The 19724-nt window shown below is 71.4% G+C and carries 24 protein-coding genes; 14 read left to right on the forward strand and 10 right to left on the reverse strand.

Features of this window, described 5'->3' with window-relative positions; all coding sequences use genetic code 11:
- Positions 1-69: 69 nt before the first annotated feature.
- Positions 70-420 (forward strand): DoxX family protein, encoded by a 351-nt coding sequence (locus tag ACO0M4_RS15920; RefSeq protein ID WP_430370853.1) that lies wholly within the window; start codon positions 70-72, stop codon positions 418-420.
- Between the two features lie 29 nt (positions 421-449).
- Here the strand turns inward: ACO0M4_RS15920 and ACO0M4_RS15925 are convergent, their stop codons facing one another.
- Positions 450-587, reverse strand: coding sequence for a hypothetical protein (locus ACO0M4_RS15925; RefSeq protein WP_430370855.1), 138 nt, complete (start codon positions 585-587; stop codon positions 450-452).
- Positions 588-716: 129 nt separating this feature from the next.
- Between ACO0M4_RS15925 and ACO0M4_RS15930 the strand changes: the two genes are divergently transcribed.
- From ACO0M4_RS15930 to ACO0M4_RS15955, 6 genes are all read left to right on the forward strand, one after another.
- Positions 717-1289 (forward strand): RNA polymerase sigma factor, encoded by a 573-nt coding sequence (locus ACO0M4_RS15930; protein ID WP_430370856.1) that lies wholly within the window; start codon positions 717-719, stop codon positions 1287-1289.
- A gap of 165 nt (positions 1290-1454) precedes the next feature.
- Positions 1455-1697, forward strand: coding sequence for a hypothetical protein (locus ACO0M4_RS15935; protein ID WP_430371400.1), 243 nt, complete (start codon positions 1455-1457; stop codon positions 1695-1697).
- 568 nt (positions 1698-2265) lie between these two features.
- Complete coding sequence (locus tag ACO0M4_RS15940) at positions 2266-2841, forward strand: hypothetical protein (RefSeq protein WP_430370857.1); 576 nt, start codon at positions 2266-2268, stop codon at positions 2839-2841.
- A 21-nt stretch (positions 2842-2862) separates the two neighbouring features.
- Complete coding sequence (bufB, locus tag ACO0M4_RS15945) at positions 2863-3768, forward strand: MNIO family bufferin maturase (RefSeq protein WP_430370858.1); 906 nt, start codon at positions 2863-2865, stop codon at positions 3766-3768.
- Positions 3761-4759: an HvfC/BufC family peptide modification chaperone gene (locus ACO0M4_RS15950; RefSeq protein ID WP_430370859.1), complete on the forward strand. Its 999-nt coding sequence runs from the start codon at positions 3761-3763 to the stop codon at positions 4757-4759. The genes bufB and ACO0M4_RS15950 overlap by 8 nt, the downstream gene beginning before the upstream one ends.
- Before the next feature lie 88 nt (positions 4760-4847).
- The gene (locus ACO0M4_RS15955; protein ID WP_430370860.1) at positions 4848-6203 is read left to right on the forward strand and encodes a ferritin-like domain-containing protein; all 1356 of its coding nucleotides are present in this window, start codon (positions 4848-4850) and stop codon (positions 6201-6203) included.
- 47 nt (positions 6204-6250) lie between these two features.
- On the opposite strand, the gene ACO0M4_RS15960 is transcribed toward ACO0M4_RS15955, so the two are convergent.
- Complete coding sequence (locus ACO0M4_RS15960; protein ID WP_430370861.1) at positions 6251-6691, reverse strand: MarR family winged helix-turn-helix transcriptional regulator; 441 nt, start codon at positions 6689-6691, stop codon at positions 6251-6253.
- A gap of 67 nt (positions 6692-6758) precedes the next feature.
- On the opposite strand from ACO0M4_RS15960, the gene ACO0M4_RS15965 reads away from it, so the two are divergent.
- From ACO0M4_RS15965 to ACO0M4_RS15975, 3 genes are all read left to right on the forward strand, one after another.
- Entirely contained in the window at positions 6759-7133 is a 375-nt protein-coding gene (locus tag ACO0M4_RS15965) for a cupin domain-containing protein (RefSeq protein ID WP_430371402.1), read from the forward strand.
- A gap of 233 nt (positions 7134-7366) precedes the next feature.
- On the forward strand, positions 7367-8122 hold the full coding sequence (locus ACO0M4_RS15970; protein ID WP_430370862.1) for an SDR family oxidoreductase: 756 nt from the start codon (positions 7367-7369) through the stop codon (positions 8120-8122).
- A gap of 124 nt (positions 8123-8246) precedes the next feature.
- On the forward strand, positions 8247-8867 hold the full coding sequence (locus tag ACO0M4_RS15975; protein WP_430370863.1) for a DUF6461 domain-containing protein: 621 nt from the start codon (positions 8247-8249) through the stop codon (positions 8865-8867).
- Between the two features lie 113 nt (positions 8868-8980).
- Here the strand turns inward: ACO0M4_RS15975 and ACO0M4_RS15980 are convergent, their stop codons facing one another.
- Together ACO0M4_RS15980 and ACO0M4_RS15985 are read right to left on the reverse strand one after the other, a co-directional pair.
- Positions 8981-9907: an alpha/beta fold hydrolase gene (locus ACO0M4_RS15980; protein WP_430370864.1), complete on the reverse strand. Its 927-nt coding sequence runs from the start codon at positions 9905-9907 to the stop codon at positions 8981-8983.
- A 114-nt stretch (positions 9908-10021) separates the two neighbouring features.
- Positions 10022-10933, reverse strand: coding sequence for an alpha/beta fold hydrolase (locus tag ACO0M4_RS15985; protein WP_430370865.1), 912 nt, complete (start codon positions 10931-10933; stop codon positions 10022-10024).
- 135 nt (positions 10934-11068) lie between these two features.
- On the opposite strand from ACO0M4_RS15985, the gene ACO0M4_RS15990 reads away from it, so the two are divergent.
- On the forward strand, positions 11069-11695 hold the full coding sequence (locus tag ACO0M4_RS15990; protein ID WP_430370866.1) for a TetR/AcrR family transcriptional regulator: 627 nt from the start codon (positions 11069-11071) through the stop codon (positions 11693-11695).
- A gap of 28 nt (positions 11696-11723) precedes the next feature.
- Here the strand turns inward: ACO0M4_RS15990 and ACO0M4_RS15995 are convergent, their stop codons facing one another.
- Positions 11724-12209 (reverse strand): DUF7144 family membrane protein, encoded by a 486-nt coding sequence (locus tag ACO0M4_RS15995; protein ID WP_430370867.1) that lies wholly within the window; start codon positions 12207-12209, stop codon positions 11724-11726.
- A 261-nt stretch (positions 12210-12470) separates the two neighbouring features.
- Complete coding sequence (locus ACO0M4_RS16000; RefSeq protein WP_430370868.1) at positions 12471-13046, reverse strand: Rv1733c family protein; 576 nt, start codon at positions 13044-13046, stop codon at positions 12471-12473.
- A 230-nt stretch (positions 13047-13276) separates the two neighbouring features.
- Here ACO0M4_RS16000 and ftsH point away from each other — a divergent pair, with 230 nt between their 5' ends.
- Positions 13277-15229, forward strand: coding sequence for an ATP-dependent zinc metalloprotease FtsH (gene ftsH / locus ACO0M4_RS16005; RefSeq protein ID WP_430370869.1), 1953 nt, complete (start codon positions 13277-13279; stop codon positions 15227-15229).
- A 47-nt stretch (positions 15230-15276) separates the two neighbouring features.
- On the opposite strand, the gene ACO0M4_RS16010 is transcribed toward ftsH, so the two are convergent.
- Positions 15277-16383: a hypothetical protein gene (locus ACO0M4_RS16010; protein ID WP_430370870.1), complete on the reverse strand. Its 1107-nt coding sequence runs from the start codon at positions 16381-16383 to the stop codon at positions 15277-15279.
- Positions 16384-16537: 154 nt separating this feature from the next.
- On the opposite strand from ACO0M4_RS16010, the gene ACO0M4_RS16015 reads away from it, so the two are divergent.
- Positions 16538-16870, forward strand: a complete 333-nt coding sequence (locus ACO0M4_RS16015; RefSeq protein WP_430370871.1) for an SHOCT domain-containing protein — start codon at positions 16538-16540, stop codon at positions 16868-16870.
- Positions 16871-16907: 37 nt separating this feature from the next.
- Here ACO0M4_RS16015 and ACO0M4_RS16020 read toward each other — a convergent pair whose 3' ends face one another.
- The 3 genes from ACO0M4_RS16020 to ACO0M4_RS16030 form a co-directional block, all read right to left on the reverse strand.
- Positions 16908-17444: a hypothetical protein gene (locus ACO0M4_RS16020; protein WP_430370872.1), complete on the reverse strand. Its 537-nt coding sequence runs from the start codon at positions 17442-17444 to the stop codon at positions 16908-16910.
- 99 nt (positions 17445-17543) lie between these two features.
- Complete coding sequence (locus ACO0M4_RS16025; RefSeq protein ID WP_430370873.1) at positions 17544-18110, reverse strand: SixA phosphatase family protein; 567 nt, start codon at positions 18108-18110, stop codon at positions 17544-17546.
- A 133-nt stretch (positions 18111-18243) separates the two neighbouring features.
- Positions 18244-18981, reverse strand: coding sequence for a Type 1 glutamine amidotransferase-like domain-containing protein (locus tag ACO0M4_RS16030; RefSeq protein WP_430370874.1), 738 nt, complete (start codon positions 18979-18981; stop codon positions 18244-18246).
- Positions 18982-19225: 244 nt separating this feature from the next.
- Between ACO0M4_RS16030 and ACO0M4_RS16035 the strand changes: the two genes are divergently transcribed.
- Positions 19226-19720 (forward strand): DUF402 domain-containing protein, encoded by a 495-nt coding sequence (locus tag ACO0M4_RS16035; protein WP_430370875.1) that lies wholly within the window; start codon positions 19226-19228, stop codon positions 19718-19720.
- Positions 19721-19724 lie beyond the last annotated feature (4 nt).

Genomic DNA, 19724 nt, shown 5'->3' on the forward strand with positions numbered 1-19724 from the left:
CGGCACCGCGACCGTGACCGGCCGGCGGGTTCGTCGCATCGGGTACTCGGAAAAGGGAGGCGTCGGCACATGGACATGGCCTACGTGATCATCACTGTCCTCACGATCGTGGCGAACGCCGGGATCGCCGCCGCGGACTTCGCGAGGGCCGAGTTCGTCCTCGCCAACTCCGCGGAAGTGGGGGTTCCGCGGTCCTGGCTCCCCTGGCTCGGCGCGCTCAAGGGCGCTGGCGCGGTAGGGCTGCTGATCGGCCTCCTGGGGGTCCGTTCCCTCGGTATCGCCGCCGCCACCGGCCTCGTCCTGTTCTTCATCGGCGCCGTCGTCGCCCACGTCCGGATGCGCGTCTACTCCACCATGGTGGGCCCCGCCGGGTACCTGGGACTGGCGGTCGCATCGCTCGTCCTCGCCCTGCTGCGATAGGGCCTGTCCGAGTCGGGGCCGCGGCCCCGCTATTCGTCGAGGAGCGACAGCAGCAGGGTGACCACGACGACGCCGATGCCGATGGCCGCGCCGAGCACCGGGTTGTAGTAGGCGAGGTAGACGGCGAGGCCGCCGAGTACGAGGGCGAGGGCAGTACGCGTTTTCATGCCCTCAGGTCCCGTCGAGGCCACCGGAATTTTCATCCGGCGGTCATGAAAAGAATCGGGGAGCCCACACGTCCTCCTACTGAGCCCGGGGCCGCAGTTGCGGTACCCGGTCAGTGGAGAGGACGACACATGAGGCAGCTCTCAGGGGGCGGCGACGACTCCGGGGAGGCGCATCGCCGGCTGTCGAAGGCACGTGAGGCCGAGCTGATGGAGGAGGCCCTGCGCGCCATCGAGCCCCGGCTGATCTCCTCGGTCACGCGGGTCACCCGCGACTACCACCTGGCCCAGGACATCACCCAGGAGACCTGCATCGCGGTCCTCCAGGAGTTCCGCCGCGGCACCAGGTTCGAGAAGCCGGTCATCGTGTTCGCGACCGTGGTCGCCCGTAACAAGCTCCGGGACCACTGGCGCAAGGCGTCCTCCAGCGAGCGGCTCTACGACGAACCGCCCGAACATGCCCGGCAGTTCGGGACCGGTCCGGCCGTCGGGCTGGAATACCTCGAACTGCTGGAGTCGGTGAAGGCCGCGATCGCCAACGAACGGCAGGCCGCCGTCTGGGAACTCACGCATGTCTGGGGACTGAAGGGCGTGGAGATCGCCGAGCTGCTGGAGATCTCGTCCGCGACGGTCAGCCGCGAGCTGGCCTCGGCCGAGGCCAGGGCCAAGCTCTGCCGGGACGATGAGGAACCGGCTTCCGCGTAGGTCGTGGCCCGGGCTCCGGCGGCCGCGGTGTGCGGTCGCCGCGCCCGGCCCTGGCGCGGTGCCGGACCGGACTTCGCCCCGGGGCCACGGGTTGGTCAGCAATCCGACCCGTGGCCCTTGGGTGGGACCGATCCACACCCAACAGTTTCTGATGGAAGGGTGATCATGAAGAATGGCCATTCCTCTCCGCACGAGAGGATGCTGGCTTACCTCTTGGAGGGGGACCAGCTCGTGCCTCCGGACGCGCGCAGCGCACGCGACTGGGACGCACGGTACGACATGCTGTCAACGGCTGCCGAGGTGCAGGCCGTTGCGGCACATCCGCTCGAACACCCCGACCTGTCGCCGGAGGCTTGGTACCAGGACGGGCTCGACGAGCTGCTGGGACGATGGGTGGTGAAGTGGTGACGTGGTGACGCTGAAATTCCGCACACCAACCGTCCACGGGGACACGGGCATCCTGACCATGTGCAGGTCCGTTGTCGTCCTCTTCCTCCTACGCTCGTGGTGGGGTCCGGGGCGGCGCCTCGGCTACCACTGGGGGACATCGTGGGGTGGGCTCGGCACCTCCGCCCGGTGCGGCACACGCGAGTTGACGCAACGGGTGCTGGTGTAGACAGGCGGCGGGACTGGGGGCGCGGCCCACATTGGGGGATGGGCCGCGCCGCCCGCGCCCGCGCCCTGGTGGTATGCGACGGACTCGACGGAGAAATCACCCGAATTCCCGCGGATAAATCACGGCTCGACGCCGAGGGGCGTGGGTTCCGGTGACCTGCATCGCCTTCCCCGGGTGCGGGATGCGTTCGCCGGCTGTGGCTATTGATCCGTTTGCGTGCGATGTCGGCCGGTCCGGGATATGAGCGTCGTCCGGTGGTAAGCGATGGTCGGTGGCGCGACGGCAGCTTCTTCGGGTGTTTTCGCGTACCCCTCGCAGGTACAGACCGAAGTCGCAGTCGATCCAGGAGCGAAAACCGTCATGAGCCAGGGAATCACCCCGCATCCGAACGGCGAATCGGTGGCGGACGTCACCCCCGACGACGTACGGGCGTTGGTGCGCGACGCCAAAGCGATGAGTCACGAGTCCGGTGGCGATGCCCACCCGCACGCCAGCGAGATGCTGCTGGCGGACAAGAAGTATCCGGAGGACGAGCAACCGAGGGACCTGCACGTCTGTATGGGGCTCAACGCCTGCCGGCACCAAGACAAGGACGGCAAGGCGGAGATGGCCGGCACCGGGCAGTGCGCCACGGTGCAGCACGTCTGCCACGGCGAGGGGGCCTGCCGGGGCCAGGGCGGGTGCGGCTACGCCGGCAGCGACTTCCAGCAGGCGCACCCCGGTGAGCAGGCATGCCGGTGGAACGGCAGCTGCGCCAGTCCCATCAACGAGAGCCGGGTGTTCTGCGCGGGCCCGTACAAGGGCAAGAGCGTGTGGAAGACCGCGCGCAAGCTCTTCGAGGGGCGGATGTACGAAGCCGGCATCGCCTTCGGTCCGTCCCCGGGCGCAGGCATCGAGGACAACCTGGTGCCCGCTTACGACAAGCCGAAGCCCTGACCTGCGATGGAGCACGGGAGCGTGCCTGAGGCCAGGACGCCGGCGCGCATCGCCCGGCGCCCGACGGGCGACCGCTACCTGGGATTCGGCGTTGGCCTGCGCACCCCGCACCTCCCGCACGTGCGGGCGCACTGGCCGCAGGTCGATTTCTTCGAGGCGATCACGGAGAACTTCCTCGGCAGCCATGGCGGACGGCGCCGCGCCCTGGACGAGATCGCCGAACGGTATCCGGTCATCCTGCACGGCGTCTGCCTGTCGATCGGCGGCACCGACCCGCTGGACCGCACCTACCTGGGCGAACTGCGCCGCCTGGCCGATGACGTGGACGCCGTCTGGGTCTCGGACCATCTGTGTTGGACGGGCGTCGGCGGCGTGCACACCCACGAACTGCTGCCGATGCCGTTCACCGAGGAAGCCCTGGCGCATGTGGTGCGCCGTGTGCGTTGCGTCCAGGAGGTCCTGGGGCGTCAGTTGGTGCTGGAGAACCCGAGCAGTTACGCCGGTTTCACCGCGTCCAGCATGCCAGAGTGGGAGTTCCTGGCGAGGGTGGCCGAGGCGGCCGACTGCGCGTTGCTGCTGGACGTGAACAACGTGTACGTCTCCTCGGTCAACCACGGCTTCGATCCGTACGCCTATCTGCACGGCATCCCGCACGAACGGGTCGCCTACATGCACCTGGCCGGACATCGGCACTGCGGTACGCACCTCATCGACACCCACGACCGGCCGGTGGCCGCGCCGGTGTGGGAGCTGTACCGACAGGCGGTGCGGCTCACCGGCGGTGTGTCCACCCTGATCGAATGGGACGAGGACCTACCGACCTTCCCCGACCTGGTGGCCCACGCCGAGCAGGCCAGAATTGAGGCCCGCCACGCCCAGGCCGGGACGTCCCAGGACCAGGTCGCCACCGGAGGCGTCAGTGGCTGAGGGAACCGGTCAACTCGCCGCACTGCAACACTGGTTGCAGTCCGCGCTGCTGTACCCCGAGGACACCGGCCCCCCGGACGACAACCGCACGCACGGGGGCGCCCTCCCCCTCACCGCGCCCGCCGCCTTGACCCCGCGCCAGTCACTGGCGCTCTACCAGGACAGCTACCGCCTGCGCCTGACGTCGTGTCTGCGCACCCTGTTCCCGGCCATGGTGGACCTGCTCGGCGCGGAGCTCTTCGACGGGTTCGCCGAGGACTACCTACGGGCGCACCCCTCCCACTGCCACACCCTGAGCACCCTGGGCGAGCACTTCGCCGACCACCTGGAACGCCACCGCCCCGATGCCGACCTGCCGACCGCCGGGCGGGAGGACTGGATCGACCTGCTGGTCGACCTCGCCCGGCTGGAGCAGCTGTACACCGAGGTACTGGACGCGGAGGGGACCGAGGCCGAACCGGGGAGCGAGCGGTACGGGGAGTGGACGGGCGAGCGCACGGCCGGTGGGCCGCTGCCCGAACAGGTCCCGGACGCCGCCTGGCTCGACGCCCCACGACTCGGCCCCGCACCCTGCCTGCGCTTGCTGCGCACCCGCGCCGTGGTGCACCCCTATCTGCACGCGGCGCACCAGCGTGGCCCGGGCCACGAGGCCGCTTGGGACCTGCCCGAGTACCGGCCCACCCACCTTGCGGTGAGCCGACGCGACTTCACCGTCGTGGTCCGGGAGATCGGACCGGACGCGTACGCGGTGCTGGCGGCGGTCTGTCAAGGGGCGACCGCTGGGGAGGCCCTGCGCGCGGCCGGTGTGGATCCCCAACGGGGCTGGCCCTGGCTACGGGAATGGACCATGGCCGGCTTCCTCACCACGGCCGACCACCACGCCGGTACCGGATGCCCCGCCGTGGACCCCGCACCCGCGGCGACCGCCGGCCCGGCACTGAACGCGACACCGACACCGGCACCGACACCGACACCGACACCGGTGTCTTGACGCACTTCCGCACTTCCGCACTGACGCACTTCCGCAATTCCGCACTGACGTACTTCCGCACATCCGCCATCAGAAAGGGCGACGACCCATGGCCACCACCACAGCCCCCGTCCTGCTACAGCCGCCGGCCTTCACCTGGCCGGGCGAGCTGGAGCCGGTGAAGGAGATCACCACGCGGGAACAGCTGGTGAAGCACCTGTACGCGGCGGCCCAGGTGGAGTTGTCCACCATCCCGCCGTACCTGTTCGCCGCCTACTCGATCAAGACCAAGGGGTACTCGCAGTGGGCCCCGGGCAAGGGGGCGCTGCGCACGCTGATCGGTGTCGCGATCGAGGAGATGCTCCACCTCTGCCTGGTCCGCAACGTGATGATCGGGATCGGCGCCGGTGACCGGATCAGGTTCTGCGACCGGAATTTCGTCCCCACGTACCCGAGCGACCTGAAGCACCGCAAGCCGGACCTCAAGCTCGAACTGGCGCCGCTCTCCGACGCGTTGGTGCGGGACGTCTTCCTGGCCATCGAGAAACCGTCCGTTCCGGTGCCCGAGCTCCTCTCCGCCGGACAGGTACTGGAGGACGGCATCGTCTACGAGAACGAGGACGCCATCCAGTACGCCAGCATCGGCGAGCTGTACAAGCGGATCATCAAGGGGCTCGAAGACCTCTCCAAGGCGGGGAAGATCTCCTTCGGGACGGGGGAGGAGTTGAAGAGGCGGAAGCTCCTCCAGTACAAGCGCGCGTACTGGAACGAGTACGGCGGTGGCCGGACGATCGTCGTGGAGAACCTCGAAACCGCCAAGAAGGCCCTGAACACGGTCATCGACCAGGGGGAGGGGGCCGACCCGGCGAAGGGCACGGTCCCGCTCGACCCGGCCAATCCGCGGCCCGGGTTGGAGGAGTACACGCACTACGTGCGCTTCCAGCGCATGCTGAAGCACATCGAGGGCATCGGCATCGTCGACGGCACGCGCGAGGGAAGCGTCAACATCGAGTCCGACGATGCCGTGCGGCACTATGCCGTCCCCAACCCGCACGTCGCCGACGAGAACATCACGGATACGGCGAAGAAGTTGATGCGCCTGTTCAACGCCTCCTTCACCTACATGCTGCGCTTGCTGGACCAGTTGTACGCGACGCCCACGAACGACGTTGACGGTGATGGCCACAGCAACCGCTACCACATGGAGCGGGTCTTCATCGCGCTGATGCAGGGCGTCCTCTACCCCGTCGCCGAACTCATGATGAGGCGGGCAACCGACGACAACGGACGGGCGGTGGGCCCGTCCTTCGAATTCCACACCTTCACCCTCGGCCACGGCGAAGACCTGCGGAAGGCGCTGGAGAAGCTCTGCGCGGACGCCATGGTCGACTTCCCGGAACTCGGCGGGGACGACGGAGTCGCCCGGCAGATCGGGCTCCTCTACCCCGGCATCACCGTGAGCTGAGCCGCCGGCCGCTACCGTGCGGCCGGGGGCCGTAGGCGTCCGCCGTCTCACCAGACCGGGCGGATCGGTCCGCGCGGTGCGATCCGGGTCAGGTCGCTGACCAGTGCGGTGAAGCGGGCCTCGCCCAGTGCCTCGCGCCACGGTGCGACGGCGGAGCGCGCTGCCTGATCCGCGGCGCGGGTGGCGGCCCGGCCGCGCTCGGTGAGTTCCAGGAGCCTGGCGCGTGCGTCGCCGGGGTGCGGGCGCCGGTCCAGGTATCCGGTGCGGACCAGGTCCGCGACGAGTTGGGCGGCGGCCTGCTTGGTCACGCCGAGGTGTTCGGCGAGGTCCGCGGTGGTGGCGTCGCCGGCGGCGATACGGGCGAACGCGAAGCCGTGCACCGGTCGGAGGTCTTCGAATCCCTGCTGGGAGACGCGGGTGTGGATCTCCTGCACCAGTTGGCCGGAGAGCGCGAGCACGAGCGCGGAGAGAGCGAGGGCGTCATCCATGCCTTGACTATAACTGGTCAAGCTGCTTGTCTATATGGACAAGTTGCTTGTCCATCTGGAGGTTGTCATGCCTTTCGTCCGCAGTGCCGAGACCGTCGTCCACGAGATCCACGGAGCCCGCTTCACCTCGTACCTCCGCCCGGCTACGGGCAGCCGGGACCTGGCCGGCTGGCGCGCCGAGATACCCGCCGGGACGGTCGCCCCCGCACACGTCATCAGCCATGAGGAGGCGTTCTACGTACTCTCCGGCCGGCCGGAGTTCACCATCGACGGCGAGACGGCCGAACTGGGCGCAGGCGACGCGGCGGTGGCCCCCGCCGGCTCCCAGCTGTCGTTGAGCAACCCCACCGACCGGACCGCGGAGATCTGGGTCACCACCCGCGTCGGCCTCAACGCCCAACTCGCCGACGGCAGCACCCTCACCCCGCCGTGGGCCAACTAGGGACTGCCTGGCAGCCCGGGAGTGTCTGCCCCCGCCCGTGCGGCCGTAGGGCGGCGCAGTGGGCCGGCCGGGTGAGCTGCGGACGGCCTGCGGATGCGATCACCGGGGCGCCTGCTTAGCGTCGGGGTGGCCGCGCGTCGCACGTCAGGGGGAACACGGCCCGGCGTGCGGGCGCAGGGGTGCGCCGGCAGGCACGCGCGGGGACGGACATCGTTGTGGTGAGGAGACGCGTCATGCCCGCTCGTACGCTCAAGGACAAGGTCGTTGTGGTCGGCGGCGCCTCCAGGAACCTCGGTGGCCTGATCAGCCGACAGCTCGGCGAGCACGGCGCGAAGGTCGTGGTGCACTACAACAGCGTCTCCTCCCGCTCCGGCGCGGAGGAGACGGCCGCCGCGGTCAAGCAGGCGGGCGGGGACGCGGTGACGCACCAGGCGGACCTGACGCGGGTGGCCGAGGTCGAGGGACTCTTCGACGCGGCGATCGATGCGTTCGGGCGGGTGGACGCGAGCGTGAACACCGCAGGCATGGTGATCAAGAAGCCGATGACCGAAACCTCGGAAGCCGAGTACGACCGGATGTTCGCGGTGAACTCCAAGGCCGCCTACTTCATGATGCGGGAGGCCGCCAAGCGCATCGACCGCGACGGCTCGATCGTCACCGTCGTCACCTCGCTATTGGCCGCCTACACCGGCCTGTACTCGGTCTACGCCGGCAGCAAGTCGCCGGTCGAGCACTTCACCCGCGCGCTGTCGAAGGAACTCTTCGGCCGCAACATCAGCGTCAACAACATCGCCCCGGGCCCGATGGACACCCCGTTCTTCTACCCGGCCGAGACCGACGACTCCATCGCGTACCACAAGTCCTCTTCCATGAACGGTGAGTTGACCAAGATCGAGGACATCGCGCCCCATGTGATCTTCCTGCTCACCGACGGCTGGTGGCTCAACGGGCAGACCCTCTTCATCAACGGCGGGTACACGACGCGCTGACCTCGCCCCCTCGGATCGCCGGAACGGTTCCGCAACGCCCGCCAGGCTGGTTGACTCCAGGTGCGACGGAAGAGCGGGGGAAGCCCGCGCACCCGACACCACCCGAGGAAGGCGAAGGCGCGGTATGCAGCCCGATCCCCTGGCACCGTTCCGCTGGTTGGCGGACGCCCACAGTCCGCTGGACAGCATCTTCTGTGTGTCCTTCTGCCGTGGGCTCACCCCGGCAGAGGTCCTGCGCCGCTTCGGCGCCGACGCCCCACTGCCCGAACGGATGCGGTTCGCAGAACTCCTCGGCCGGGTCGGGGAGTTCGTCGAGCAGACCCAGGGCGGGGACGGCGGCGGCTACGTGGGTGTTGTGCAACTCGGTGACTGGAGCGTGGCCGTGGAACCGTGGGGGTGGCGGGGCGCCCTGACAGAGGTGGCGACCGTACTGTCCGCGGCGGCGGAGTCCGTGACCGTCAGCCGGCACGACTACGCCGAGGACGATTTCGTGCACGCGGTGGACGGCGCTGTCGTGACCGCGTTCGGCCTCGGGATGCCCGGTATGCGGCACGGCAGTGCGCCGGACCGGCTGAACGCGGCCATGGCACAGGTCGGCCTGGACCCGCGCGGGGAGACACGGCGGTCCGAGCACCGGATCGCGGCCGCGTTCGCCCTGGCGGCCCAAGTCACCGGGGTGTCCTTCACCCCTGACGTCCTGGAGATGCCGCTGTTCGTCGGTGACCTGCGGGGGCCGGCCGCCTGACGGCCGTGGCCCGCGTCGGTCCCCAACGCGTCTCCGGCCCGGTCCGCCTGCCGGGAGCGGCGCACCCACCCCCAGCCCTGTTCAGCCAGCCTGTTCAGCCAGTGCTGTCCGGTTCAGGAGGCGCCAGCCCGGTTCAGGAGGGTGGTGAGGATCGGGCCCGGGTCCGTCCACAGCAGTGCGCCGCCCGCCCCCGGCACCAGGTGGCGGCGCGCGCCGGGAATCCGGGTGGTGAGGAAGGCGCCGCGGTCGGGGGAGTGGCTGGTGTCGTGTTCTCCGTACCAGAGGTCGACCGGGACGGAGATCCCCCCGAGGGCGAACGGCCAGCGGCCCATGGCCAGCACGGTGTCGCGGGCGTACCCGGCCGCCGCTCCCTGGGCGAAGCCCTCGTCGAGGGCCCGGCGGTACGCGGCCGCGAACTGCGGGTCCTGATACACGGCCAGGTCGCACGCCGGGCTGTTTCCCCGTACCAGGTGCCACATCGCGTCCGCCGTGAACTCGGCGAAGAAGTCCTGGGCGTCGGCCGGGTCGGCCGCGGTGCGCTCGACGAGGTCCCGGGCCTCCGGCGGTAGCGCGGCGGCGAACTCGGCCACCAGGGCCTCGTCGGCCGCCGTGACGTCGTCCGCTGCCGGGACGACGGCCGCCGCGACCTCGTCCGCCCCCGCGACGACGGCCACCGCGGAGACCGCGCCCGCCGCCGCGCAGGCCAGGGCGAACGGCGCGCCCTGCGAGGTGCCGACCACCGGCGGGCGTCCCAGGCCGCGCAGTGCCGCCAAGTGCCGTACGTCCGCGGCGAAATCGGCGAAGCTCCGGCCCGGGTGCGGGGTCGAGGCGCCGAGGCCGGGCCGGTCCAGGGACACCAGTCGCAGCCCCCGGGCCGCCACCACGTCCGGGCCGAAACCGAGCCATCGGCTCGTCGCCGCCCCCGAGCACAGCAGTACCGGAACTCCGTCCTGTGGGCCCCACTCGGCCCACCCCAGCAACCGGCCGTCCGGCAGCCGGGTTTCGCCGAGTCGGGCGGGGGCGGTGACATACCTGTTCATGATCGCCATCATGCCGGGCGGTGGATCGCCGCCGCATCCGAGTTCCGGCTCAGGGGCCGGCCGGGTGGTTGCGGCCGGCCCCCGAGCCCCTCGGCCGTGGTGGTGGCCGGTGGGTCAGTCGACGGAGTCCATGAAGCGCAGCATCCTGCGGTTGACTTCGTCCGCGTGGTCGATCTGCGGTCCGTGGCCGGTGTCCGAGATGATCTCGGTGCGTGCTCCCGGTATCAGGCGTGGTACGCGCTCCAGTTGCCGCTTCGGGTGCACGAGCAGGCTGCGCTTGCCGAGTACCAGGTAGAGCGGGGTGCGGATGGTGGTCAGTTCGTCGTCCAACAGGGGCAGCGGGGCCGGGCGCCGGATGCGGTACGCCCGGACGCTCGCTCTGACCATCCTGCGCAGCTCCGGTACGACGAGCACCGGCTGCTCCAGCCAGGCCGCCAGCCGTGGACGCAGTGCCTTGGGGGCGAAGGTCGCGAAGAGACTGACGAAGATCCAGGCGAAGAAGCGCAGCCCCACCTTCTCCAGTCCGCCGGGGTCGAGCAGCGTGACCGAGGCGAGCCGGCCGGGCCTGCGGTGTACCTGGTTGAGGGTGAGCCAGCCGCCGTAGGAGGCGCCGACCAGGTGGACGCGGTCGAACCCGAGCGCGGCGAGGGTCTCGTCCAACCACTGTGCGGCGCGCTCGGGTTGGTGGATGGGGACGCGCTGCACGCTGCGGCCGGGCTCGCCCGGGGTGTCGATCGCGTACACCGGGCGGGCGGCGCTCAGGGCGGGGGTGTTCGGGTACCACATGGCGGAGCAGGATCCCGAGCCGTGCACGAGGACGACGGGGGTGCGGGAGCGGGCGACGGGGTCGGCCGGCTCGTACCGGTAGACGTGCGTGGTGCCGAAGGAGGTCTCCACGTCGTCCTCGGCGACCGCGGACGCGCCCAGTGCGTAGAGCGCATCACAGGCCGCGAAGTAGCGGTCGCGCAAGGCGTCGCTCACGTAGCGGCCGACATCGGCCTGGGTGCGGGTCGTGGTCTCGGACACGGCCACCTCCGGAAACGGTTGTTCACGGTCTTCGTGATACGAACGTACCATGATCCTGGTACGGCTGTACCATCAAAATGATCTGGCAGTGTCCAGTGCCCGTACCGATGCGACCGACGAGGGAAGACGCGACCGATGCCCAAGCGTGTGGACCATGCAGAGCGACGCAACGAGATCGCCGAGGCGCTCCTCCGGGTCGCCGGGCGACGCGGGCTGCACGCCGTGGGAATGCGGGACGTGGCGGCGGAGGCCGGCGTCTCACTGCGGCTGGTGCAGTACTACTTCGAGACCAAGGAGAAGCTGCTGCTGTACGGGCTGCAACGGCTGGCCGAGGGGTTCGGGGAACGGGTCGCCGCCCGGCTCCGGACCGCGGGAGAGGACGGCGCCGGACCGCGTGCGGTGATCGAAGCGCTTCTGATGACGTCGCTGCCGACCGACGAGGCGAGCCGCACCTTCCACCTCGTCTACACCTCGTACGCCGTGCTGGCCGTGACCGATCAGGCGCTCGCCGACCAGCCCTTCATCCAGAACCCCGACGCCGCCGAGGACACCCTGGCCGCGCTCCTGCGCCAGGCCCAGGAAGCGGACCTCACCCGGCCCGAGGTGGACGCGCGCAAGGAGGCGATCGGTCTGCTGGCCATGTCCGCGGGACTCGGCACCAGCGTCCTGGTCGGCCAACGCAGCGCGCGGTCCGCCGCCGACGTCCTGGCCCACCACCTGGACCGGATCTTCGTGGACGGCGGAGGAGGTTCGCCCGCCTAGGTGTCCGCTGCGCTGTGTCCGCTCCCGCTCACCCTCCCTGCTGTTGCTCCTGCCCGGCCGTGTCGTAGGACCGCCCTCCGTACATGCACAGTCCGTAGATGGCCAGGACGTCCAGCGCGATGATCATCACCGACCACACCGGGTAGGAGGGGATGAAGAACATCTGGGCGAAGGCGTTCAGACCCAGCACCGAGACGCCGAACCAACGGGCGGCTTCCGAACCCTTGGTGAGCACGCCGACGGCGGCAACCGCCTGGAGGATCCCCAGGGCGAGCATCAACCAGCCGAAGGCTCGCAGGTCCCCCAGGACCAGGGAGACGTTCCCCACGAAGACATGGGAGTTGACGATCGCCGCGATGCCGTCGAGGCCGTTGAAGAGGGCCAGCAACGCCAACATGACCCCGGCGAACATCACCAGGCCGTGGCTCGTGCGGTCCGCTGGCCGTGGAGTGGTCGCTCTCCCGCCGTAGCCGGGGTGCGGCGTTCCGGTCGGGTGACCTGCTGCTGATGCCATGGGAACCTCCGTGATCGAGGGGCGGTGCGGCGATGCCGCGTCGATGAAGCCCCTCGAAATCCCGCGGACTTCGGTCGGCGGCGTCGCCACCACCAGGACGGCGCCCCGGCGTCCGACGTCGGTGACCTCGGCGGTTCCGGCTCGGCAGCCGGCCGGGAACGTCGGGGCGGGACAGCCGCCAACTTCAGCGTGGCAGGGACGGTCCGGGGCCGCCACGCGAGACGCCGACCCGGCGCCGGGCGGGGCCGGGTCCACCGCCCCTCACTGCTGCGGGTGCCGCCACCGGGCGTCCACTTCCGCCCATTCCTTCTCCCACTGGGCGTAGCGCCGGCGGTCCAGCAAGCGGACGGCGGCCTTCTCCGCGCCGAGGAACAGTAGCCCGGTGCCGGACGCGACCACGGTGCCGGCCACGACGCTCTCGGCCAGCGAGTCCGTCGGGGTGCTGGGGTCCCGTACCAGCGTCCCGTTCCGGTCCAGCCAGACCGTCGTCCGGTCCCCGACGTGGACGCCCGGCGCCACGGACGTCTCCCCCGTCCGCACGGTGTGGTCCTGGGCCGTCCAGCGCACAGTCGTGTGGACCCGGCTCCCCGTGCCGGTCCCGCTGTCGACACTGATCCGGGTGGCGGGTTCCTTCGTCACCACCGCGGAAACGGGGCGCCAGCTGGCGCTCTCCCGATGGGCCGCCGCGTCCACCGCGCTGCCGGCCACCACGCCCGCGGCCGGGGCCGCCACGGCGATCAGCACGCCCGTGGCCAGGACGATCCAGGACTGCGCCACGTCCGTGCTCCGCCGGAGCGGCCCGTGCCGCCAGGGCGGACGGAGCTTCCCAAGAGGCATCACGCACCCCCTTCGCCTGCTCTACGAGCGTCCCACATCTGGCCCGTCGGCCCCACACCACAGCGGGCGTCCCGCCCTGCGGAACCGGTCGGGACAGCCGATCGTGGAGGAGGGGGAGCGGAACGTGTCGGCGGAGGAGACGAGGAGCCCGCCGCCAAGCCCGTCACGGGGCCGCCAGGAGTTTCCTGGAAGGGGAAGTCCCACCCGCGAAGGAGCCGTAGGGGGCCGTCGTGATCACCGCAGTGCGCCTGTCGGGGCGCCACGCCACGCGCTCGGCGAAGCCGGGGCCACCCCGGGAGCCGCCCAAGCCGCCGGCCGACCCACGGGCCCCCGTCTGGCGGCCGTGGCTGCTGCCGATCATCCTGGTGGCGATCTTCGTCCTGCTGCTCAGCCGGGCGCACAACCCCTCGGGGACCTCCCTCACGTACAGCGCCTTCCTCGGCAAGGTGGACACCGGGCAGGTCAAGACCGTCGACATCGACGACAAGGGCGGCGTCGCCGGGAAACTCAAGGACGGCCGGAAGTTCACCACCCAGATCCCCACCGCCCTCGGCAACACCGGCCTCGCCCAGCAACTGCGCGCGAAGAACATCGACATCACCGCCTCCAGCGTCAACGGCGGCGGGAGCTGGGTGGGACCGTTGGCCGCCGTGCTGCTACCGCTGGTTCTGCTCGGCGCACTGTTCCTGTGGACCGGACGCCAGGCCGCGCGCAGCCTCACCGGCGGGCTCAGCAGCATCGGCCGCTCCCGCGCCAAGATCATCGAGGCCGAGCGCCCCACCACCCGCTTCGACGACGTCGCCGGGTACGAGGGGGTCAAACAGGAGATCAGCGAGGTCGTGGACTTCCTGCGACACCCCGAGCGGTACGCGGTGGTCGGCGCCACCGGGCCGCGCGGAGTGCTCATGGTCGGACCGCCCGGCACCGGCAAGACACTGATCGCCCGGGCCGTCGCCGGCGAGGCGGCGGTGCCGTTCCTGTCGGTGACCGGATCGGCGTTCGTGGAGATGTTTGTGGGCGTCGGCGCCTCCCGCGTCCGCGACCTCTTCGACGAGGCCCGCAAACGCGCCCCGTCGATCATCTTCATCGACGAGATCGACGCCGTCGGCAGCCGCCGCGGCGGCGTCCGGCTGGGCGGCAACGACGAACGCGAACAGACCCTCAACCAGCTGCTGGCCGAGATGGACGGCTTCGACCAGAGCAGCGGCATCGTGGTGCTCGCCGCCACCAACCGCCCCGAAGCCCTCGACCCGGCACTCCTGCGCCCCGGCCGCTTCGACCGGCACGTCACCGTCCCGCTGCCCAACCAGACCGAGCGGGCCGCGATCCTCGCCGTGCACTCCCGAGGCAAGAAACTGACCCCCGACGTGGACTGGAACGTGGTCGCCCGGGCCACCCCCGGCTTCTCCGGCGCCGACCTCGCCAACCTCGTCAACGAGGCCGCGATCCACGCCGTCCGCGCCGGCAACACCGTCATCTCCGCCCAGGACCTCGATGACGCCCGGGACCGCGTCCTCCTGGGGCGCCGGGAGTCCTCCAACGCCCTGCTCCCCGAGGAACGCCACGCGGTCGCCGTCCACGAGTCCGGCCACGCCCTCGTGGCCGCGCTGTGCGAACACGCCGACCCGGTCGCCAAGGTGACCATCCTGCCGGCCGGCCCCGTGCTGGGCGCCACCGAACAACTCCCCGAAGCCGAGCGGCACCTCTACACCGAGGGCTACCTCACCGACCTGCTCACCGTCCGGCTCGGCGGCCGGGCCGCCGAACTCGTGGTCTTCGGCGAAGGCTCGACCGGCGCCGCCGACGACCTGGCCGGCGCCACCCAGATCGCCGGCCGCATGGTCCGCGACTTCGGCCTCTCACCGGCCCTCGGCCCGGTCGGCTACGCCACCACGGGAGCCCTGCACCGGCTCGGCGACGAAGCCCCCGGCGACACCCTGCACCGTCCCTACTCCGAGCAGACCCAACGCCTCATCGACGAGGAGACCGCCCGCCTGGTCCGACAGGCCGAACAGCGCGCCATCACCCTGCTCCGCGACCACCGGTCGGCCCTGGAACACCTCGCCGACCTGCTGACCACGCGCGAGACGATCGACGGCTCGGTCGTCCACGACGTGCTACGGCAGCAGCCGGGAACGGGCCCCGAAGGCCACGCCACCGGGCCCGCACACCCCCCGCCCTGACCCGACCGTCCGGCCGGGCCGGCGCCCCACGCTCACGGGGACACCGCTCACGGGGACACCGGGGAATCCGCGTACCGCAGCAGCGCACCGGTGCCGTCCCGCAGCCGGAGTCGCCGCTCGGGTACGAGGACCAACTCCGCGCCCGTCCCCACCAGAGCCCGCGCCAGGGCGGCGTCGACCTGCTCCCGGCGGACCGTGCGCACGCCGTACGACCGCAACTCGCCCTCCGACAGCGCCAGTTGCGCCGGCTCCGGCCCCACCCACAACCACCGCCCTGCCGAGTCGCCGCGGTCCGTGCGGAACAGCGCGCTGACCTGGCCGCGCTGGAGTGCCGACACGGTGTCCGGCAGCCCCTCGGCAGCCGCCCCGCGGTGCGCCCGCCGGGCCAGGAAGGCCCCCACCAGGAACTCGTCGTGCGCGGCCATCCGCCCGCGGAACAGACGCTCCAACCGCAGCTCCAGCAGCGCGCGCCCCGGCCGCGGTGCGCCACCCGAGTCGACCGCGACGACCCGGTCGCGCAGCCGCGCGGGGAGCCGTCGGGTCAGGATGCCGCGGGCCCAGGTGTCACCGGCCAGCACCAGCGCCTCGGCGTCGAGCCGGTGTGCCCGCGCCGCCAGCAGACGGCCCAGCCGTTCCGCGGTCTGCGGCCAGTCGGCGACCGGCACCCGCGCGTCGATCCGCTCACCGGGCGAGACCTTGGTCAGCGGCCACCAGCCGGCCTCGGCCTCGACGTGGACGGTGCCGGTGGCCTCCAGGGAATGGCGCCCCGTGTAGTGGACGTAACCGGCCAGGTACGGGATCTCCGGGGCGTGCTGGGCGATGAGGGGCATGGTGTCGGGCAGCGCACCGAAGTGGGCGGTGTCCCGGACGGGCGGATCCGGCAGTTCGCCCTGGAGCACCAGCGCCCCGTGCGCGGTGAACAGCGCCTGCCCGTGCGCCCCCGGGACGTCGGCATCGCAGCCCACCGTGCCCGCCACGGCGGTGATCGAGTCTGGATCGGCGCCCTCGGCCACCAAGGTGTCGCGCAGCCGTCGCCACCGCAGCGCGAGGGCGGCGTCCGGATCGGCTAGGGCGCCGTCCCGCGACGTGTCCACGTACACGGACGCGAACGGGCCCGGCTGTTTGTAGAGCGGTTCGAGGAAGGTCAGTCGCATCGCCACCACCATGACGACCTGACGGGGCCGCCGCCCCGCACCTCCAGCATGCGCCTGCCCCGGCCCCGGCGAGCGAGAATCGAGGTGAGGGCACCATTGAGCGTGCGGCCCTCGACAGGGTCCGCACCCGTCCCGAGCGGGAAGGTGAGGTCCGATGTTGTTCTGGTACGGCCACGGTGGCGGCGGGTGGGGTTGGCTGGCGGCCACGGTCGGCATGGTCCTGTTCTGGGCGTTGGTGATCACGGTCGGTGTGCTGATCTTCCGTGCCGTGCTCCGGCCGGGACCGTCCGGCGAAGACGAGACGAGCCGTCGCTACCCCGGTTGGCGCCCCGGTGGCGCCCCACCCGGCGGGTCGCCCACGGCGGAACGGATCCTCGCCGAGCGGTACGCCCGCGGTGAGATCGAGGACGAGGAGTACCAGCGGCGGCTGGCCGTGCTCCGCTCCCCACCGGGCGGACCGACCAAGCCCGACCCGCCGGCCGCGTGACCTGGCGCAGGGCTCCGTCGGGTCACGCCGGGCGCGCTCAGTGCAGGTTGGCCTTGAGGACCACGATGATCAGGCCGAGTACCAGGTTCACGGCGATCGAGAGGGCCACCAGGCGGCGCGAGGCCCGGGCGCGGATCGCGGCCGCGGTGGCCCAGCCGATCTGTTCGGCCACGGCGACGGAGAGCGCGAACCACGCGGTCCCCGGTAGGTCCAGCCGCAGCAGCGGGCTGATCGCCACGGCCACGGCCGGCGCCACCGCCGCCTGCGCGATCGGCCACTCCTGACCCGCCACATGCCGGATCCGGTCCCACGTCAGGTACCGGTACGACGCCAGGTCACCGACGAGCCGGGCGTACACGTGCGCCACCCAGAAGACCAGGCCGGTGATGAGCAGCAGGAGCACGAGCCCGGCCCGGGGGAACGGCCCGAACGCGGCGGTGCCGGCCACCACCGACGCGGCCTGGAGGGAGCCGTAGACCGCACCCCCGTAATCGGTGTGCGGCTCCTCCTGCCGCTGGGCGATGCCTCGGCCCGGATCGTCTGTCCGGTCGCCGGCGCCCGTACCATCCGCCATGCCTCACAGGATCGCCGGGGACTCCCCGGCCCGCGCGGCGGGCAGGCGGGGCGTGCGGACCATGGGGGTGAATGTTCGCCGCGCCTCGGGCCGGGGCCTTCAGCGACCGCCCTTCGGACCGCGGGGCACGGCGAAGGCGGTGAGCGTCGCGGTGCCCGGCGCCAGGCGGGCCCACCCGCCGGGCAGCGTCAGCACCGCCACCGCCGCCGTGGGGAACTTGCCGCGGGCCCCGGCGAGCGCGTCGTCGTCACCCCCACCGGCCAGCGATACGACCAGGTCCTGTACGCCCGGCTGGTGGCCGATCAACAGCGCGGTCCGCCACCGGTCCGGTAGCGCGCGCACCACCTGGAGCAGGGTGGACGCGCTCGCCTGGTAGACCCGGGGTTCGAAGACCACTTCCGGGGCCGGCAGACCCGTAGGGGGCGTGCGCGGCGGGCGGAGTTCCGCGGCGACCCGATCCCAGGTCTCGCGGGTCCGCCGGGACGTCGAGCAGATCACCACGTCGGGTGTGTAACGCTTCTGCCGAAGCCACTGGCCGGCCGCCGGCGCATCACGACGACCCCGGCCCGCGAGCGGACGCTCGTGATCGGGCACGCCCTCCGGCCAGGCCGATTTCGCGTGCCGCAGCACGATCAGACGGGTACCCGCGGCAGCGGAGGCAGACATCGAACGGCTCCCTGGAGTAGGGGCGATACCGGCAGGCTAACTCGGCCCGGGCACCACACCGACGGTACGGACCCGGGCCCACCCGAGGGCCCCGCCCCACTCGGCACCCTGGACTGACGGGGGCGCGGCGGCGCTACACAACGGCGGCGAGTCGGCGCGGCTCGATGCGCTCCTCGACCGCCGAGTCGCCGTCGCGGGTGACGAGGTACGCGCCCTTGCCCGGGACTTCGGTCACCGCCTCGACCAGTTCGGTACCGCGGTAGACCAGCCCCACCCCGTCATCCGTGCAGTGGGCCACCGGCAGGGTGCCGTCCGCGACCAACCGGTGGATCAGCGGCCGGCGGCCCTCGTCGACGTCGTAGTGCACACCGTTCCCGTACGGGAGGAAACCGAGGGCGTTGGTGAGAGGGCGCAACTCTGGGCCGAACGAGTCGGTCGCGCCGCCCTGGAACCAGCAGATGGACCCCGCGCTCACCCCGCTCAGCACCACCCCCGCCTGCCATGCGCGGCGCATGACGAGGTCCAGCCCGTGCACCCGCCACACGGCCAGGAGGTTCGCCACCGAGCCGCCCATGACCCAGACCACGTCCTGATCGAGTACCGCGCCCTCGACGTCCTCAAGGTTGGGCATGGGGAACAGGTGTAGGGGCGTCAGATCGAACCCGGCGACCCGAGCGGCCTCGGTCATCCGGGAGGTGAAGTGCTCGGCGTCCCCGATGGCGGTGCCGACGTACATGACGCGGGGCCGGCGGCCGTGGGCGCCCGAGAGGTCGACCGCGTGGTGCACCAGCGCGTTGAACTGCACCATGGTGCGGCCCCCCGTCCGGTGTCCTCCGGAGGTGGCGAGAATGGTGGGGTCCGGTGCTGTCATGACCGCGACCTTATCGCTGCGGTGCAGGGACGATTCCGCAGACCCGAGGTCAACGGGGTTGCGGCGCAGGCCGATCGGGCCCGCCAGCGGCCCGGCGGACTGACGAGGAGCCCCGGCCCGGGCGTGGCCGGGGCCGACGCCGGCGCCGCCCCGTAAAAGCGCTGGCCTCGCGGCTGCGGTCCGGGAGAGGGTGCGAGCGTTCGGTGGCGGAATCCGCGCGTGCGAGGGAGCAAGGGGAGCTGTGGTGACTGGGAATACGTTGGCGGTGGGTGGCGAAGTGCACGTCACGCTGACGAAGGCGGGGCGGACCAAAGTGCGGTACCCCGCCACCGTCGTGAGCGATGACGGGGTACGCGCCGTCGTACGGGCACCCTGGGCGCGGCCCACCGCCCGGGACTTCGGGTTCGTGCGGTTCGAGCCGGGCGACGTCTTCACCGAGCACTACTGGCGTGACCGTTGGTACGCGGTCAAGGAGGTGCGGGCCGCCGACGGTTCGGTCAAGGGCTGGTACTGCGATGTGACGCGCCCCGCCGAGGTCGGTCCGGACGGCATCGCGGTCGAGGACCTGGACCTGGACCTGTGGCAGTCGGCGGACGGGGCGACCGTGCTCCGCCTGGACGAGGACGAATTCGCCCAGAGCGGCATCGAGGTCCGCGATCCGGCCGCCGCCGCCCGGGCCCGACAGTCCCTGGACGCACTCGAAGAGCTCGCCCGCACGGGATGGTTGCGCACCCTGTGACCCC

This window comes from Streptomyces sp. RGM 3693 (assembly GCF_050471125.1).
In the GTDB taxonomy this organism is placed as follows: Bacteria; Actinomycetota; Actinomycetes; order Streptomycetales; family Streptomycetaceae; genus Streptomyces.

Excerpts from the sequence above, each read along its gene's own strand:
- ACO0M4_RS15930 (WP_430370856.1), top strand. The coding sequence starts at position 717 with ATGAGGCAGCTCTCAGGGGGCGGCGACGACTCCGGGGAGGCGCATCGC.
- ACO0M4_RS15975 (WP_430370863.1), top strand. The coding sequence starts at position 8,247 with ATGCAGCCCGATCCCCTGGCACCGTTCCGCTGGTTGGCGGACGCCCAC.
- ACO0M4_RS16000 (WP_430370868.1), bottom strand. The coding sequence starts at position 13,046 with ATGCCTCTTGGGAAGCTCCGTCCGCCCTGGCGGCACGGGCCGCTCCGG.
- ACO0M4_RS16020 (WP_430370872.1), bottom strand. The coding sequence starts at position 17,444 with ATGGCGGATGGTACGGGCGCCGGCGACCGGACAGACGATCCGGGCCGA.
- ACO0M4_RS16030 (WP_430370874.1), bottom strand. The coding sequence starts at position 18,981 with ATGACAGCACCGGACCCCACCATTCTCGCCACCTCCGGAGGACACCGG.
- ACO0M4_RS15935 (WP_430371400.1), top strand. The coding sequence starts at position 1,455 with ATGAAGAATGGCCATTCCTCTCCGCACGAGAGGATGCTGGCTTACCTC.
- ACO0M4_RS15980 (WP_430370864.1), bottom strand. The coding sequence starts at position 9,907 with ATGAACAGGTATGTCACCGCCCCCGCCCGACTCGGCGAAACCCGGCTG.
- ACO0M4_RS15920 (WP_430370853.1), top strand. The coding sequence starts at position 70 with ATGGACATGGCCTACGTGATCATCACTGTCCTCACGATCGTGGCGAAC.
- ACO0M4_RS15955 (WP_430370860.1), top strand. The coding sequence starts at position 4,848 with ATGGCCACCACCACAGCCCCCGTCCTGCTACAGCCGCCGGCCTTCACC.
- ACO0M4_RS16015 (WP_430370871.1), top strand. The coding sequence starts at position 16,538 with ATGTTGTTCTGGTACGGCCACGGTGGCGGCGGGTGGGGTTGGCTGGCG.
- ACO0M4_RS15965 (WP_430371402.1), top strand. The coding sequence starts at position 6,759 with ATGCCTTTCGTCCGCAGTGCCGAGACCGTCGTCCACGAGATCCACGGA.
- ACO0M4_RS15995 (WP_430370867.1), bottom strand. The coding sequence starts at position 12,209 with ATGGCATCAGCAGCAGGTCACCCGACCGGAACGCCGCACCCCGGCTAC.
- ACO0M4_RS15925 (WP_430370855.1), bottom strand. The coding sequence starts at position 587 with ATGAAAACGCGTACTGCCCTCGCCCTCGTACTCGGCGGCCTCGCCGTC.
- ACO0M4_RS15960 (WP_430370861.1), bottom strand. The coding sequence starts at position 6,691 with ATGGATGACGCCCTCGCTCTCTCCGCGCTCGTGCTCGCGCTCTCCGGC.
- ACO0M4_RS15990 (WP_430370866.1), top strand. The coding sequence starts at position 11,069 with ATGCCCAAGCGTGTGGACCATGCAGAGCGACGCAACGAGATCGCCGAG.
- ACO0M4_RS16010 (WP_430370870.1), bottom strand. The coding sequence starts at position 16,383 with ATGCGACTGACCTTCCTCGAACCGCTCTACAAACAGCCGGGCCCGTTC.
- ACO0M4_RS16025 (WP_430370873.1), bottom strand. The coding sequence starts at position 18,110 with ATGTCTGCCTCCGCTGCCGCGGGTACCCGTCTGATCGTGCTGCGGCAC.
- ACO0M4_RS15970 (WP_430370862.1), top strand. The coding sequence starts at position 7,367 with ATGCCCGCTCGTACGCTCAAGGACAAGGTCGTTGTGGTCGGCGGCGCC.
- ACO0M4_RS15940 (WP_430370857.1), top strand. The coding sequence starts at position 2,266 with ATGAGCCAGGGAATCACCCCGCATCCGAACGGCGAATCGGTGGCGGAC.